This window comes from Pseudoduganella sp. GW821-FHT12E03, from assembly GCF_058807115.1.
This window is the reverse complement of sequence record NZ_JBXAQJ010000014.1, coordinates 119,569-134,692: the sequence shown is the minus strand read 5'-3', so window position 1 is coordinate 134,692 and position 15,124 is coordinate 119,569. Positions and strand designations below refer to the sequence as shown.

The 15,124-nt window shown below is 65.0% G+C and carries 12 protein-coding genes; 4 read left to right on the top strand and 8 right to left on the bottom strand.

Translation table 11 applies throughout. The features are described from left to right. The first annotated feature begins 3 nt into the window (after nucleotides 1–3). On the top strand, nucleotides 4–2,112 hold the full coding sequence (locus AC1RRC_RS29090; protein ID WP_493059165.1) for a SpoIIE family protein phosphatase: 2,109 nt from the start codon (nucleotides 4–6) through the stop codon (nucleotides 2,110–2,112). Between the two features lie 25 nt (nucleotides 2,113–2,137). On the opposite strand, the gene AC1RRC_RS29085 is transcribed toward AC1RRC_RS29090, so the two are convergent. The 4 genes from AC1RRC_RS29085 to AC1RRC_RS29070 are packed head-to-tail and all read right to left on the bottom strand — an operon-like array spanning nucleotide 2,138 to nucleotide 4,823. Further along, nucleotides 2,138–2,890: a substrate-binding periplasmic protein gene (locus AC1RRC_RS29085; protein ID WP_493059164.1), complete on the bottom strand. Its 753-nt coding sequence runs from the start codon at nucleotides 2,888–2,890 to the stop codon at nucleotides 2,138–2,140. Nucleotides 2,891–2,908: 18 nt separating this feature from the next. After that, nucleotides 2,909–3,721: a substrate-binding periplasmic protein gene (locus AC1RRC_RS29080; protein ID WP_493059163.1), complete on the bottom strand. Its 813-nt coding sequence runs from the start codon at nucleotides 3,719–3,721 to the stop codon at nucleotides 2,909–2,911. Between the two features lie 11 nt (nucleotides 3,722–3,732). Beyond that, a complete protein-coding gene (locus AC1RRC_RS29075) occupies nucleotides 3,733–4,329 on the bottom strand; it encodes an OmpA family protein (protein WP_493059162.1) in 597 nt (198 codons plus the stop codon). Further along, the gene (locus AC1RRC_RS29070; protein WP_493059161.1) at nucleotides 4,326–4,823 is read right to left on the bottom strand and encodes a FecR family protein; all 498 of its coding nucleotides are present in this window, start codon (nucleotides 4,821–4,823) and stop codon (nucleotides 4,326–4,328) included. The genes AC1RRC_RS29075 and AC1RRC_RS29070 overlap by 4 nt, the downstream gene beginning before the upstream one ends. Nucleotides 4,824–4,861: 38 nt before the next feature. On the opposite strand from AC1RRC_RS29070, the gene AC1RRC_RS29065 reads away from it, so the two are divergent. Further along, complete coding sequence (locus tag AC1RRC_RS29065; RefSeq protein WP_493059159.1) at nucleotides 4,862–5,299, top strand: ATP-binding protein; 438 nt, start codon at nucleotides 4,862–4,864, stop codon at nucleotides 5,297–5,299. Nucleotides 5,300–5,343: 44 nt separating this feature from the next. Here the strand turns inward: AC1RRC_RS29065 and AC1RRC_RS29060 are convergent, their stop codons facing one another. Both AC1RRC_RS29060 and AC1RRC_RS29055 read right to left on the bottom strand, forming a co-directional pair. Next, nucleotides 5,344–6,825, bottom strand: a complete 1,482-nt coding sequence (locus AC1RRC_RS29060) for a methyl-accepting chemotaxis protein (RefSeq protein WP_493059158.1) — start codon at nucleotides 6,823–6,825, stop codon at nucleotides 5,344–5,346. A 101-nt stretch (nucleotides 6,826–6,926) separates the two neighbouring features. Further along, nucleotides 6,927–9,686: a sensor domain-containing diguanylate cyclase gene (locus AC1RRC_RS29055; protein ID WP_493059157.1), complete on the bottom strand. Its 2,760-nt coding sequence runs from the start codon at nucleotides 9,684–9,686 to the stop codon at nucleotides 6,927–6,929. Nucleotides 9,687–9,808: 122 nt separating this feature from the next. On the opposite strand from AC1RRC_RS29055, the gene AC1RRC_RS29050 reads away from it, so the two are divergent. Beyond that, nucleotides 9,809–10,528 carry an HAD family hydrolase gene (locus AC1RRC_RS29050; RefSeq protein WP_493059155.1) on the top strand — a complete coding sequence of 240 codons (720 nt, stop codon included), beginning with the start codon at nucleotides 9,809–9,811 and terminating at the stop codon, nucleotides 10,526–10,528. Between the two features lie 3 nt (nucleotides 10,529–10,531). Beyond that, nucleotides 10,532–11,704 carry a glycosyltransferase gene (locus AC1RRC_RS29045; RefSeq protein ID WP_493059154.1) on the top strand — a complete coding sequence of 391 codons (1,173 nt, stop codon included), beginning with the start codon at nucleotides 10,532–10,534 and terminating at the stop codon, nucleotides 11,702–11,704. A 276-nt stretch (nucleotides 11,705–11,980) separates the two neighbouring features. On the opposite strand, the gene AC1RRC_RS29040 is transcribed toward AC1RRC_RS29045, so the two are convergent. Both AC1RRC_RS29040 and AC1RRC_RS29035 read right to left on the bottom strand, forming a co-directional pair. Then, on the bottom strand, nucleotides 11,981–13,063 hold the full coding sequence (locus AC1RRC_RS29040) for a flavodoxin family protein (RefSeq protein WP_493059152.1): 1,083 nt from the start codon (nucleotides 13,061–13,063) through the stop codon (nucleotides 11,981–11,983). 211 nt (nucleotides 13,064–13,274) lie between these two features. Next, complete coding sequence (locus tag AC1RRC_RS29035; protein ID WP_493059151.1) at nucleotides 13,275–14,960, bottom strand: methyl-accepting chemotaxis protein; 1,686 nt, start codon at nucleotides 14,958–14,960, stop codon at nucleotides 13,275–13,277. Nucleotides 14,961–15,124 lie beyond the last annotated feature (164 nt).

The following is a 15,124-nucleotide window of genomic DNA, read 5'->3' as shown; positions in this document are numbered from 1 at the left end:
CCGATGCCGCGCCTGCTGACCCGTTTTGTCGCCGGGCTGCGCCGGCGCGGCCGTCCCACCGCCACGGTGCTGGCGCTGGGCTTTGTGGCGCTGTTGCTGTGGTTGCCGGAAGGGCCGGTGCCGGGCCTGCAATCAACCCTATTCGACGGCTACCAGAAACTCATGCCGCGCGAGCGCAAGAACACCGCCGTGCAAATCGTCGCCATTGATGAAGCGTCGCTGAAGCGCTATGGCCAGTGGCCGTGGCCGCGCGACCGGCTGGCGGCATTGCTGGACAAGATGGCCGAGCAGCAGCCGCTGGCCATCGGCCTCGATATCTTCATGCCGGAATCGGACCTGACGTCGCCCGAAGCGCTGGCCGCGCGCTTGCCCGGCGCGGACGCCGCGGTGATTTCCGCCTTGAAAGCCATGCCGCGCCATGATGTGCAGCTGGCGAAATCGATGCGCCGCATCCCGGTGGTGCTGGGGGCGGCGGGGTTGCGCACGCCGATTCCCGGTTCCACCCCGGTGCTGCGCGCGTGGCCGGTGCAAGCCCAGGGGGGCGATCCGCTGCCGTTCCTGCGCACCTATCCGGAAGCGCTGGCCAGCCTGCCGATGCTGCAAGGCGCCGCCAGCGGCCAGGGGCTATTGACGGCGGAACCGGAAAACGGTGTGCTGCGCCGGGTGCCGCTGGTGGCGGCGGTGGGCGGCACCATGCTGCCATCGCTGTCGATTGAACTGATCCGGGTGGCGGTCGGCTTGCCGGCCGTGACGGTGGACGTCACGCCGCAGGGCGTGCGCAGCGTGGAACTGGGGGATTTGAAGGTGCCGACCCAGCCCGGCGGCGAAGTGCTGGTGCATTTCGGCCGCCATGCCAATGACCGCTATGCGTCGGCGCTGGATATCATGGATGGCAAGGCGCCATCGGACTTGCTGACCAACCGGATCGCCATCGTGGCGTTGACCGGCCTGGGCCTGGTCGACATGCAAACCAATGCGCGCGGCGAGTTGCTGCCGGGCGCCGACGTGCATGCACAGTTGACGGAAAGCCTGTTTGACGAGCGCTGGCTGCAGCGCCCGCAAGCGCTGCACCATGTGGAAGCGGGGGCGCTGGCCGTGTCCAGCCTGTTCCTGATCTGGTTGCTGCCGCGGGTCAGCCTGCGGGTCGCCGTGCTGGCTTGGATGACCTTGTCGGCGCTGCTGTTTGGCGGCGGCGCGGCGGCCTTTGCCCGTGGCGGCATGCTGTTCGATGCGGCGTCGGTATGGCTGGGCATGACGGCGGCCAGCCTGTCGCTGCTGGCCAGCCTGTTCGTGCATGAAGCCAGCGAGCGGCGCCGCAGCGACCGCGCGCTGCAGGTGGCGCGGGAATCGGCCGCCAAGGCGGCCGGTGAATTGTCCGCCGCGCGCCGGATCCAGATGGCGACCTTGCCATTGCCGGCCACGGCATTCCCCACCGAACAGCGGTTTACCGTGGCGGCGCTGCTGGAACCGGCGCGCGAAGTCGGGGGCGACTTGTACGATTTCTATATGCTGGACCAGCGCCGTATGCTGTTCATGATCGGCGACGTCTCCGGCAAAGGATTGCCCGCCAGCCTGTTCATGGTGGTGGCCAAGGCGCTGTCGAAGAGCGTGGCGCTGGGCCAGGCGTCGCAGCCGGACATGGCCGCGATCCTGAACCGCGCCAACCGCGAACTGTCGCGGGAAAACCCGGAAATGCTGTTCGTCACTTGTATCGCCGGTATCCTCGACGCCGACACCGGTGAAGTCACCCTGTGTAACGCCGGACACGACGCGCCGCGCAAGGTCAACGCGGGCGGCGCGCTGGAACGCATGCAGCCGGCCGATGGGCCGCCGCTGTGCGTGCTGGAGGATTTCGAGTATCCGGTGCAGCACTACCGCATGCTGCCGGGCGACAGCCTGTGCCTGACCACCGATGGCATTTCCGAAGCCATGAACGAGCAGGGCGACCTGTACGGCGTCGAACGGCTCGATGCGCTGCTGGCGCAGACCCATGGACTGGGGCCGGAAGCGCTGGTGGCGGCGGTGCGGGAAGATGTGCGGCGCCATGTCGGCACGGCGGAACCGTCGGATGACCTGACCCTGCTGGTGGTGCGCTGGAACGGACCGCTGTAACGGACCGCTTTAGCGCCGCGCGGCGTCAGGGCAGCGGCGGCATGGCTTCGCCCAGGACCTGGCGCTGGATGCGCTCCATGACTTTTTCCTTTTGCATCTGCTGCAGCACGGCGGTCAGGCGCGGCACCAGCGCTTCATGCTTGCGGTGCACGTAGTGATAGACCGGGAACGCGGCCAGCGCGGGCGCGAGCACGCGCAAGTCGTCGATTTTCAGGGCTTTGGCGGCGGCCAGGCCGGACGCGCGGTTGCCGACCACGACGTCGGTACGGCCCATCGTCATTTTTTGCAGCGCTTGCTGCATGGTGGGTACGGCTTCGGTGCGCATACCGACCGTGGACGCCTCGACGATCTTGATGCCCCGCACGAAGCCGATGGTAAACGGCCGCAAGCTTTCCCAGCCGTTGACGATGAAAGTGGTATCGCGCGTAAAGATCACGATTTCATAGATTTGCAGCGGGACCGGCACAATGATCAGGTTCGGATAATCGCGTTCCATGCCGACCTTGCGGTATAACTCGCCGTCCATCAGGCCATCATTGGCGCTGACCAGCGACCGTTCGCCCGGGTATTTGTGCACTTCCAGTCCCATGCCGAGGCGCTTGTAGGCTTCGGCCACCACCAGTTCCGCAATCTGGGTCGCGGGGTCTTGTTCCAGCAGGGTGGAAATATGCATGACGGCGGCGGCCGAGGCCGCGCCGAGGAAGTCCGGCGTCAAGGCATACAGCGGACGCGGCAGCATGGCGGCCAGTCCGGCCAGGGTCAACAGGCGGCGTTGCATGATTTCTCCTTCAATGTGTCAGCGGCGCAATTCCCGTTCGGCGATTTGCGCCAGTTCTCCGCTGCGCCGCAATTCTTCCAGGACCAGGTTGAATTGGCGGATAAAGTCAGTGCGAAAAGCCCAGCGCCCGCCCTGCTGGCGCGTAAAGCCCAGGTGGCCATGTTCCTGGCTGACCACGGTGGTTTCCACGATGCGCGCCGCGCGCTGGTACGCATCCTCGGCGAGGGCGCGAAACAGCGCGTGCCGGATCGCATAGCGGTCATTCATATAACAGTCGATACGGCCGAGCAGCAGCTTTTTCAGGTTTTCATCGGTGCCGCGCGCTTCTTCCACCGTGAGCTTGCCGCCGCGCCGGGCCGCTTCAAAGGCGGGGCCGCCCAGGATAAAACCGGTATTGACGCCAATGCGCAAACCATAATAATCGTCCGGCCAGCGTGGCGAGACGATGCGGGAGGCCACGGTTTCATTGCAATACATGACCACGCTTTCAAGCATGATGGGCGCGGAATAATCCATCCACGGCCGCTCGTCGGGGCGGAAATACGGCGGCGCCAGGGCAAAGCCTTCGCCCTGTTCCAGCAGCCGCAAGCCACGCTTCCATGGCACCGGCTGCAAGTCGATCTGATAGCCGGGCATGCCGGCAAAAATACGCGCCAGCACGGCGGGATAGACCCCGAACGCCACGCCGTTGACGGCGTAGGAATAGGGGGGATAGGCATCGTCGACGTAAATCGTGACCCGCTGCGGGATGGGGGATGCCGCATGCGCCGCCGCCAACCGGCCCAAGGCGCCCAGCGCGGCAAGGAGGACCAGAATAGCCGCGCGGCGCATGGCGTGCTCCGCTAGCGGACGCGGATTTCCACGCGCCGGTTGCGCAATTCCGCCTTGCCGTCGGAGGTTTGCACGGCGGGTTCGCGCTCGCCCCGTCCGGCCACGGCAATGCTGTCGGCGGGAATGCCCGCTTCCACCAGCAACAGTTTCACCCGTTCCGCCCGTTTCAGCGACAGCGCATCGTTGTAGGCGGTGGTATCGACGCGGTCGGTGTGGCCGATGACGATGACTTCCGGCGCCGGACGCTGCGCCAGTTCGTCGCGGATTTGCGCGAAGCGGGCCGCCGATTCCGGCACCAGGTCTTCGGTATTGGTCTCGAAATACACGGTAAACACCGCCGCCCCTTTCGGCAGCGCGGCCAAGAGCGGCGCATAGCGCTGGCGCACCGCGCTTTCCTGTTCCGTCACCATGGCGACGGCGGCATTGCCGCCCACCTGGGCGCTGCGGTAAGGCTGGTCCAGCACGGTTTCGCCTTTGGCGGTGGCCACCACCACGGCGCTGGGTTTGCCATCCGGGCTGGGCAGCAGGGTAATCCGTTCACGCGGCGCGGCATTGTGCTGGGCGATGGCCGCCGCCAGGCAGGCAATAAAAATCAGCGGACCAATCATTCCCCGTTACCTTCCACTTCAATCACGAATTCCGTGCCGCGCACGCCGAGCACGGTCGATGGCGTGGAAAATTTCACGGCGGTCGGCGATTGCTTGGCGATTTTGCCGGACACCACGGCCAGGGTGCCGCGCCGGACGGTGGCGTCCAGCCGGCCTTCGTGCGTGGTGGTGTTGAACGCGAAATGCTCCATGGACACAGTGGTGTTCGGGCCCAGCGCCATCCGCGTTTCATCGCGCAGGGTAATGCCGGCGCTGCCATCGGCGCCGGTGATGATGCGGTCCGACGCCTTGATGATGGCGCCTTCGGCGCCGGCGGACTTTCGCCCGGCGCGTTCTATGGTTACACTGCCTTTGGCGGTCTTGATCATGCCGGCCGCGTCATCCGGGACTGGAGCGGCGTGGGCGGCGGGGGAAATCAGGGCGGTCAGGGGGGCGGCGAGGGGGGCCAGCGCCAGCAGCATTGCTGCGACACTAGTCAACTTTATTCGGTTCATGTTCACCTCTGCAATAGACAATCCGATAATATGCTCTAATGGAACAAAAAGGAACCAGTACCGGGGCAGGGGGTTGCAAAACGGGGACGCGTTTTGAAGCCCGGCTTGCGCTCGTTCCGGTGGTGATGGAGCTGGTGGCGGCGCAGATGCGCCACGCCGGCGCGGAGCCGGACGCTGTCATGCGCGCCGAACTGATCCTGGAAGAGTTGTTCCGTAACAGCGTGCTGCACGGCTATGGCGGCGACAGCGACCGCCCGGTGTGGATCTTCGCGCAGGCCGCGGGGTTTTGCTACGAAGATGAAGCCCCCGCCTTCAACCCGCTGGCCGACCGCCAGACCCACAAGGAACCCAATCCGGATTTGCCGATCGAAGACCAGCCGATCGGCGGCGCCGGTCTGATGCTGATCCGGCAACTGGCGAAACGCGCCGAATATGTGCGGCACGACAAGCGCAACTGCCTGCTGATCGAAGTGTGACGGCGGGCCGGCAGGCGCCGCCCGGCGCCTGCCGTATCAATCCCCTAGAATTTCGTGAAATGCGTTTCGTCCACCTGGGCGGCGCGCGGTACGGGCGTAGGCCGCGCGGCTTTGGACTTCACCAGGACCGGGTGGCCCGGCGCGGGACGCGACGGTGCGGCGCCGGGCGCCGCGTCGCCGGCGCTAAAGCGCTTGAACATGTCCATCAATTGCGCCAGGTGGTCGGCCTGGGCGCTCATTTCCTCGGAGGTCGCGGCCAGTTCTTCGGAGCTGGCGGCATTGAGCTGGGTGGCCTGGCTCAGCTGGCTGACCGCGCTGTTAATCTGGCGCACGCCGGCGGCCTGTTCTTCCGACGCGGCGGCGATTTCCTGCACCAGGTCGGACGTTTTGCGGATATTCGGCACCATGGTGTCGAGCAAGGTGCCGGCCTGGTCCGCCAGTTCCACGCTGTTGGTGGCGACTTCGGCGATTTCCTGGGCGGCAACCTGGCTGCGTTCGGCGAGTTTGCGCACTTCGGCCGCCACCACGGCAAAGCCCTTGCCATGTTCATGGGCGCGCGCCGCTTCGATCGCGGCATTCAACGCCAGCAAGTTGGTCTGGTACGCGATGTCGTCAATGATCGAGACTTTTTTCGCGATCTGGCGCATCGCGGCCGCCGTGGCTTTCACCACTTCACCGCCCTTGGCGGCTTCCCGCGCCGCCTGGGTCGCGATGGCGTCGGTGACGCGGGCATTTTCCGCATTGGCCGTGATCGACGCCGTCATTTCCTCGATCGAGGCGCTGGTTTCCTCCACGCTGGCGGCCTGTTCGCTGGAAGCTTGTGACAGGGACCCGGCCGTGGCCGACACTTCCCCGGAGGCGCCCGCCAGGGTTTGCACCACGCGCTGCACTTCCTGCACCACCAGGCTGATCGAACGGGAAATCCAGATCGCCAGGCCGCAGCCAAGCACCGCGATCACCACGGCAAAGCCGAGGATGATTTGCTTGGCGGTTTCCGTGATGCCGCGCATGGCGTCCGACTCCGCCTTGGTTTCCGTATTGTTCAGCGCCAGCAGTTTTTTCGTGGCATTGGTGATGGCGGCATCGGCGCCCTTGGCGGCCTTGTCGAGTTCGGGGATGGTGGCGCCTTTTTCGCGCAAGCCTTCCAGGGTGGCGAGCTGGTTGCCATATTCCTTGGTGGCGGCATTGATGTCATTGAGCAGCGCCTGTTCTTCGCGGTCGATGGAACCGGTGGCCTGGTAGCTGGCCACGGCCTTGTCGATATCGGCCAGGTCGGCGCGGAACTTCGCGGCGTAGTCGCCGCCGCGCAAGATATAGTTCTTGAAATGGTGCACCGCGTGGCCATTGGCCGTCACCACGGCCACCACCGCATCCTTGCGGACCAGGGTGGCGGATTCAAAGGTGGTCCAGTGTGACAACAGCGAAGCCAGGTTCATGAATGCTGTAAAACCCAGCAAGATCACCAGCGCGACGATACTGCCCAATCCGACATGCAGCCGGGTCTCCATCCGCATCGTTTTCAACATGGCCATACCCCCTTGATTGTGATGTGCAAGCAGGACCATTTTGACGGATTTATTTTAGGAAATTCTCTCCAATACTCACAGCTTTATGACCAGCCGTGTATTTACACGGACATTGTCTCCATTTCGTAACAGTTGCGTCCCCGCCGTTTTGCCGCATACAACGCGCGGTCGGCGCGGGCAATGAATTCCTGTTGCGATTCCTTGCCACCGGAATAACAGGCGATGCCAAGACTGGTTGTAATTTGCATCACGCCACCGGGCAACACCAGCGCTTCGCGCACCGCGCCGACGACTTTCGCGGCCAGCGCGGCGGCCTCGGCGGCATGGCTGATGTTTTCAAACACGATCACGAATTCATCCCCGGCCAGGCGCGCCACCGTGTCGATCGCGCGCACCGTGTGCAGCAGGCGGTCGGCAAACGCCTTGAGCACTTCATCGCCGGCGCCGTGGCCCAGCGTATCGTTGATGGTCTTGAAATTATCGATGTCGAGGTAGGCCAGCGCCATGGTGCTGCGCTGGCGGCGGCAGCGCTCCATCGCCTGCCACAGCACTTCATCGAACTTGCGGCGGTTGGCAATGCCGGTGAGCGTGTCGATGCGGGCCAGCTCGATCAATTGCTCTTCCACCGCCTTCACCCGCGTCATGTCATGGCTCAGCGCATACACCCCGGCCACGCTACCGTCCGGTTGCAGGTCCGGCACGAAGGTGGTATCGAGGGTGCGCACGTCGCCGTGCAGCAGGGTGCGCAATTCAAACGACACCACTTCGCCACGGTAGGCGCGGTCCAGGTAAGGCGCGCATTTGCTGTACTGGTGAATGCCGATGATGTCGATCAGGGTATTGCCCAGCACCGCGTTCGGATCGATGTTCATCCAGCGCTGGTAGGTCGCATTGCCGAAGCGCAGCTTGCGGTCCTTGTCGAGGTAGGAAATCAGCGCCGGCAAGTTGTCGGTAATCAGGCGCAAGCGTTTTTCGCTGGCCGCCTGGGTGAGCTCGGCTTCCTTGCGCTGCGTGATATCCATCGCCATCAGGTAAAAGCCCGCCACCACGCCGTCATCGCCGATGTCGGGCACCAGGTCCACCATCATGTGCATGGCCAGGCCCAGTTCGTTGGAATGGCGTTCGATGTGGACCCGTTCACCGCGCAGGGCCTTGGCGATCTGGTCTTCCCACAGCTTGACCAGGTCAGCGCCAAACACTTCGCCGATGGTTTTGCCGAGCATGCTGCGGGGATCGAGCCCCAGCAGGTACTGGTAGTGGTCATTGGTGAAGCGGTAGCGCAAATCGCGGTCGATATACGCCACCAGTGCCGGCATGCTGTCGGCAATCATGCGCGCGCGGCGCTCGCCGGCGGCGATTTTTTCTTCAAACGCCACCCGCTCCGAGATGTCATGCAGGAAGGCGGTCGCCATGTGCTGGTCGCCATGGCGCAGCGCGCCGACCGACAGTTCAATCGGGATTTCCACGCCGTCGCGGCGCAGCGCATGCACCCGCACGCGGCTGTTGATGATGGGGCCGCCGCCGGTGTGGGCAAAGCGCTGCATGCCGGCGTTGTGGGCGTGGCGCATGGCGGGCGGCACGATCAGTTCGGCAATGGTGCGGCCCAGCGCTTCGTCGCGGGTCCAGCCAAACGTGCGCTCCGCCTGCGCGTTCCATTCGACGACGCGGCCTTCCTGGTCGCTGCTGATAAAGGCGTCCGGCGCGTGCTGCAGGATATTGCGCACCAGGGTTTCACTGTCGCGCGCCTGGTCCAGCGCCTGGGCCCGCTCCGCCGTCAAGCCGTAGACCGCATCGGCCAGGTCGCCGATTTCATCCTTGCGGTTCTGGCGCAGCAGCGCGATGTCGGCATCGTCGTGGCGGATCTTCGACAACCCGGTGCGCAACCGTTGCAGTGGCGCCAGCAGGCGGCTGATGGCAAACCACGACAGCAGGCCGGCAACAAAGGCGAAGATGGTGGCGGCGACGACCGCACGGCGCCGCAATTCAATCAGCGGTTCAAACGCCTCGGCGGTGGGATAGCGGGCGCCCACGATCCAGCCGGTGGCGCGCAGCCGCTTATACGCGTAGATGCCTTCCTGTCCATCCTTGTTCTTGGCTTCGGTCCAGCCTTCAAAGCCGGCCAGCGCCATTTCAGTGGCGCGGTTATAGCCGGGGCGGGCATTGATATGGTGCAGCAGCCGGGTTTGCGTGGGGTGGTGGATCAGGATGCCGCCGGCGGTCATGATGAACATGAAGCCGGTCTTGCCGGGTTTTAAGGCATTGATGGGGCCAAAGAAATCGGATTTCTGCAAATCGATGCTGCCGACGATGACGAAGGCGACCTCGCCGGCCTTGTCCAGCACGGGCTGCGTCAATACCACTACCGGCCGGCCGGACAGGCGCGACAGGAATGGTTCGGACACCAGGCCCTTGCGGCTGGCGATGGTGTTTTCAAAATAGGGCTGGGTGTTGGCCGAGATGCGGCTTTCATTGAAATCCGGGCGCAGGGTGGCGACCAGGTTGCCGCCACGGTCGAACACGACAATATTGAAAAATTCGCCACGGGCGATCGGGCGCGATTCCAGCAATTTTTGCATGGCGCCCGGCGCGGCATGGTCGCCCGGCGCCAGGCCTTCGGGCAGGGTGGCCAGGATGGCGCGCTTGTTTTCCAGCTGTTCATCGACATAGGCGGCGGCCGTTGACAGGACCGCGTATTGTTGCGAGCCGATCACACTTTTCATGTCGCGCTCGGCGAGCAGCAGGGCGCCCATGGTGACGAGGATGGTGGCGCCCAGCACCAGCAGGATGACGACGGTCGCCATCCGTACCTTGAGTGTCAGGGGGAAGATGCGGGCGGCAAGGCGGGAGCCTTTAACGGGCATGCGGAAGGTCACTTGGTTCGGTTGGTTTGAGTGCGTGGAGTATTGCATACCATGCGGCTCGGGGGGAAGGTTTCTTGTAGGCAAACTCATCAGTATTGACAAGGTGACAGCGGCGGTGGCGGTTGGCATCGCCTACAATGGCGGCCTGGTGGAAGGTGTTTTATTGGCGTGACGAATTGGAGCAGTACATGGCGCTGGCGGGTGTGTTGTGGGATAACGATGGTGTGCTGGTCGATACCGAGCGCCTGTTTTACCAGGCGAACCGTGAATTGTTCCAGCGGATGGGCGTGGAGCTATCTGAACAGCAATTCTTTGACTGGTACCTGGCCGACAATTGCGGAGCCTGGCACTTGGTCACTTCTTTGCAATTAACGAACCAGCAAATCGAGGATTTGCGGACCGGGCGCAACGTGCGCTATGCGCAATTGCTGGCGGCGGCGGACGTGCGGCCGGTGGCCGGGGTGGCGGCGGTGCTGGCGGACCTGGGGGCGCGCTTGCCGATGGGCGTGGTGACCAGTTCGAATGGCGACCACTTCCGGCAAATTCACGCCGGGCTGGATTTGCTGCGGCACTTCCGCTTTGCGCTGACGTCGGAACACTATGTCCACAGCAAGCCGTCGCCGGAACCCTATCTGTTGGGGCTGCAACGGCTGGGCGTGGCGGCGCGGCAGTGCGTGGTGGTGGAAGATTCCCCGCGCGGCTTGCAGGCGGCGCTGGCGGCGGGACTGCGCTGCATCGTGGTGCGCCACCCGTTGACGCGGCATTATGGTTTCCCCGGGGCCTGGAAAGTGGTGGATGGCATGGCGCAATTGCACGAAGAACTGACCGCGCTGGAGCATTGAACGATGGCGCATGTGCACCTGTGCTGGGAACTCGGCGGCGGGATGGGCCATGCCGGCCGCCTCAAGCTGCTGGCGCAAGGCTTGCTGGCGGCCGGCCATGCGGTTTCCCTGAGCCTGCGCGACCTGGCCGTGACCCAAACCGTGCTGGCGGAGTTGCCGGCGCCGGTGTTGCAGGCGCCGGTGTGGGGCCACCGCACCGTGGGCTTGCCGGAAAACCGGGGCAACCTGGCGGAAATCCTGCTGGAATACGGCTACCTGGAGCCCAACGGGTTGGCCGGGCTGGTGCAGGGATGGCGTGCGCTGTTCACCCTGACCGGCGCCGATGTCGTGGTGGGCGATTACGCGCCCACCGCGCTGCTGGCGGCCCGCACGCTGGGCTTGCGCAGCGCCTCGGTGGGAATCGGCTTTACGTTGCCGCCGCCGGGGCGGGCGCTGCCTTGCCTGCGCGACTGGGATGCGATCCCGCCACAGCGGCTGGAGCAGGCCGAGGCGCGCGTGCTCGACGTCGCCAACGCCGTGCTGGGGCGCCACGGGGCGGCGCCGCTGGCCTGGGCGGCGGATTTGTTCCTGGGCGATGTGCCGTTGATGACGGCCTGGCCGGAGATGGACCATTACGGCAGGGACGCCGGCGTGGAATGGCTGGGCCCGATGTTTGCCGCCGGCGCGGGGATGGCGCCGAAATGGCCGGACGGCGCGGGACCCCGGGTCTTTGCCTACCTGAAAACCGAGCATGCGGACCACGCCGCCGTGCTGGCCGCGCTGGCGCGGGCGGGCTGCCGGGTGCTGTGCTATATCCCGGAAGTCGCCAACGGCAAGCCGCCGCCGGTACCGTTGCCGGGCATCCTGTATGCGCGCAAGCCGGTGGACCTGTCGCGGGCGCTGGCCGAGGCCGACTGGTGCGTGTGCCACGGCGGTGAAGCCACGGTGGCGCAGTCGCTGCTGGCAGGGGTGCCGCTGTTGCTGTTGCCGATGCAGGTCGAGCAATTCCTGCTGTCGCGCCGCATGGCGGCGTCCGGCCTGGCCCTCAACATCGCCACCCCGCCCCCCGACTGGCCCGAACTGATCCGCACCATGCTGGCCACCCCATCCTTCGCCACCCAGGCCAGCGCCTTCGCCGCCACCCACGCCGCCTTCTCACCCACCAGTGGGGTCAGGCGTGCAATCATGCGTTTATAGGCTGGGGTCAGGCGTGCATTCGTGCATTCATTTTGTCCGTCTTGCGCGCGGCAGCCTGCAACCACGGGCCGCGCGGGAGCGGGGCGCCTGGCAGGCCAGGGTAACGCGGCGGCTAAGGGGAGCTGACGGTTAACTGGGGCTCGCTCCACCAATGCGCCAACCGGCGTGCTATGCCCTGTCCTGCAAGGCCGGCGGCGGTTGGCGAGCCACGCGAATGCACGATTGCACGCCTGACCCCACCAGAAAAACGCATCAATGCACGCCTGACCCCACGGGTTACTTGGGGCGGGGCGGGACCAGGCCTTCGTCGCCTTCGTGGTGCCCCCCGGCGCGGATGCGGTGGATGGTGGCGGCGACGGCGCGCGCCACGTTGCGCAATTCCTGCTGGAAGGCGGTGTCGCGGTCCAGTTCTTCGTGGCTGGTGGCATAGGGCTGGTAGTAGCCAAGGAAGCGGTCCAGCTCGGCCTGGCCGCCGGACGGGATCAGCCCCATCCAGTTGAGCCAGTCCGACAGGCTGCGCCGCAAGCCTTCGATTCCCGCCACGTCGCCATGCACCACCAGCCCATAGGCGCGTCCCGCCAGGTGTTTGGGATAGGGCCAGCCCGCCTGCTCCAGCTGTTTCGCCAGTGCCGCTTTTTTGCCCTGGGTGGAGGTGGGGTCGGGATTGCCGCCATCGGCGCACACCAGCCGGTCGATCATGAGTTTTAACGGCGACGGCGCCTGGTACCAATAGACCGGCGTGACGATGATGACGCCGTGCGCCGCCACCCATTCTTCGTAGATCTGCGCCATCCAGTCATTGACCTGGCGCGCCGCATGGTTCGGGTAGCAGCTGCACGGCCAGTGGCACAGCGGCATGGCGGTCGACACGCACCCTTTACAGGGGTGGATATGCAAGTCGTAGTCCGACGTCACCATGCTGAGATCGAGCACCCGCACATCGAGTGCGCTGGTGGGCGACGGTTCCTGCAGCGTTTCCCGCATCCACTGCACCATGCGCCACGACTTCGACATTTCGCCCGGGCAGGTCCCGTCATTGCGGGCCGAGCCATTGATCAGCAAGATGCGCGATGGGGTGGCCGGGTCTTTTTGGACCTGTTCCGCCTGTTGCAGCCGGTCACGGGTGGCGCGCCACTCATCGGACAACGCATAGTCGGGATCGGCAAAGCCGGGGCCGGCCGGATGGGTATGAGGCGCCTTGCGGCCCGCGTCATAGGCTTGCCACGCCACGTTTTCGACCTGCGCCAGCGCGTCCGCGATGGGCCGGTACGCCGGGTCGGCAAAGGCGCGGTGAAATTGCAGGCGGAATTCGTTACGTTCGAGTTTTGCGGGCGCCTGGCCCTTGCGGATGGTAGTCATGGCGGCCTCCGGTGGTTGGCGCCAGCATGCACCGGAGCTGGTTATTGTTCCGTACGCCACCGAACGTTGCGGCGGCAGTGAGCGGGAATCCACCGTTCCACGGGCAGGCGCCCGCCCGCCAGCGCGCAGGCGGCAAGGTCGCCTGATAATCCGGCGCCCAAGGGTTCGGGCGCCCTTACTTTGAAGGCCGCGTCATGGCGCCGCCCATGCGTCAAGTTCCCGTGGCGCGTTCACCGTCGCCCGCTCCGGTGGGCGCGGGCAGGCCGCGTGCACCGGAGCGGCTGGCAATGCGGGTCACGGACGCCGTCCGGACTAGCGCGTGCGGGGGAGCGGCGGCCACGCCGTCCGCAAACGCGGCGGCCCCCAGCCGGAACACTCCCACCGTGGCCGACAGCGCCAGCGCCTGTTCACGCATGGCGTCGGCCGCGCTGGCGGCCTGTTCCACCAGCGCCGCGTTGCGTTGGGTGCTGTCATCCATGCCGGCAATGGCGGCATTGACTTGCTCGATCCCGGTCAATTGCTCGCCGCTGGCGCGGGCAATATCGGCAATGATGTCGGCCACCCGCGCCACGCTGGCGACGATCTGTTCCATGGTCTGGCCCGCTTCATCAACCAGTTTCGCGCCCGCATCCACCCGTTCGACGGAATCGTCGATCAGCGATTTGATTTCATGGGCCGCCGCTTTCGAACGGCCCGCCAGGTTGCGCACTTCCGTGGCGACCACCGCGAAACCGCGCCCTTGTTCACCGGCGCGCGCCGCTTCGACGGCGGCGTTCAGCGCCAGGATATTGGTCTGGAAGGCGATCGAATCAATCACGCCGATGATGTCGGCAATGCGGCGCGACGAGGTATTGATCGACGCCATGGTTTGCACCACTTGCGACACCACGGCGCCGCCCTGGCCGGCCACGCTGGACGCCGATTGCGCCAGCGCATTGGCCTGGTGCGCGCTGGCCGTGTTTTGTTTGACGGTGGCGGTCAGTTGCGCCATGGCCGACGCGGTTTCTTCCAGCGCCCCGGCTTGCTGTTCGGTACGTTCCGACAAATCCGCATTGCCGGCCGCGATTTCCGACGAGGCGCGGCGAATCGCATCGGTACCCACCCGCACTTCGGACACGATGCGCACCAGGCTGGTATTCATATCCTTCAAGGCCGCCGACAGCACGCCGACCTCATCGGTGGAGCGCACGGTGATGGTGGAACCGAGGTCGCCATCGGCCACGGTGCGGGCGACTTTGACGGCGTGGCCAATCGGCCCGACGATGCCGCGCGTGATGAACCAGGCGGTCGCCAGGCTCAGCATGCCGCCCAGCACGCCCATGATGACCATGGCCAGGCTGGCGGTATGCGCCGTGGCGCGCGCCGCGTTGCCGGAGTCGTGCATTTGCCTGACCTGGTACGTGATCAGTTGTTCAATCGCATCGAACTGGGCTTGCTGCAATGCTTTGACGTGTTCCGCCATCCACTGGCTGGCGCCGTCGCGATCGCCGCTTTGCAGTTTTTGTATCAGCGGTTGCAACGCGGCGGCGTAGGCGCCGCGCGCGTCGACGATCGCGCCCATCAAGGCCCTGGCCTGGTCCGCCATGCCCATCGCTTGCAGTTTGGCAATGTATTGGTCGCCTTCGCGGCCGGTTTGGGAAATGCCGCGCACTTCGGCGGCTTCCGGATGGTCTTGCATCAGGGCATTGCGCACGTCGCGCGCCTGGCGGTTCGAGGCATCTTTTAAATCGTTGAGCAGGCTGATCTTGGCGTAACGGTCGTTGATGGTGACGTCGATTTCGTCGCTGACGGCGTCCAGCCGGGTCGCGCCGACGGCGACCACCGTTGCCAGTAAAACAATGGTAAGGGAGAAGGCGACAGTCAGGCGCCGCCCGATAGATAAATTGGCGATAGTCATAGTTGATGATTCCGTATGGAAACATCAGTCTACCAGTCTATCAGCCATGGCGTTTTCAAGAAAGCAATACAGCTTATACATATGGACACATCCCGAATGTGTCGTAAAAGTGTAAAAGATAGGCTGGGGAAATGTTGCATATCACGCTACTCGTCTATACACTC

Coding starts and splice junctions, on each gene's coding strand:
- AC1RRC_RS29040 (WP_493059152.1), bottom strand. CDS start 13,063: ATGACTACCATCCGCAAGGGCCAGGCGCCCGCAAAACTCGAACGTAAC.
- AC1RRC_RS29065 (WP_493059159.1), top strand. CDS start 4,862: ATGGAACAAAAAGGAACCAGTACCGGGGCAGGGGGTTGCAAAACGGGG.
- AC1RRC_RS29070 (WP_493059161.1), bottom strand. CDS start 4,823: ATGAACCGAATAAAGTTGACTAGTGTCGCAGCAATGCTGCTGGCGCTG.
- AC1RRC_RS29035 (WP_493059151.1), bottom strand. CDS start 14,960: ATGACTATCGCCAATTTATCTATCGGGCGGCGCCTGACTGTCGCCTTC.
- AC1RRC_RS29055 (WP_493059157.1), bottom strand. CDS start 9,686: ATGCCCGTTAAAGGCTCCCGCCTTGCCGCCCGCATCTTCCCCCTGACA.
- AC1RRC_RS29085 (WP_493059164.1), bottom strand. CDS start 2,890: ATGCAACGCCGCCTGTTGACCCTGGCCGGACTGGCCGCCATGCTGCCG.
- AC1RRC_RS29045 (WP_493059154.1), top strand. CDS start 10,532: ATGGCGCATGTGCACCTGTGCTGGGAACTCGGCGGCGGGATGGGCCAT.
- AC1RRC_RS29090 (WP_493059165.1), top strand. CDS start 4: ATGCCGCGCCTGCTGACCCGTTTTGTCGCCGGGCTGCGCCGGCGCGGC.
- AC1RRC_RS29075 (WP_493059162.1), bottom strand. CDS start 4,329: ATGATTGGTCCGCTGATTTTTATTGCCTGCCTGGCGGCGGCCATCGCC.
- AC1RRC_RS29060 (WP_493059158.1), bottom strand. CDS start 6,825: ATGTTGAAAACGATGCGGATGGAGACCCGGCTGCATGTCGGATTGGGC.
- AC1RRC_RS29080 (WP_493059163.1), bottom strand. CDS start 3,721: ATGCGCCGCGCGGCTATTCTGGTCCTCCTTGCCGCGCTGGGCGCCTTG.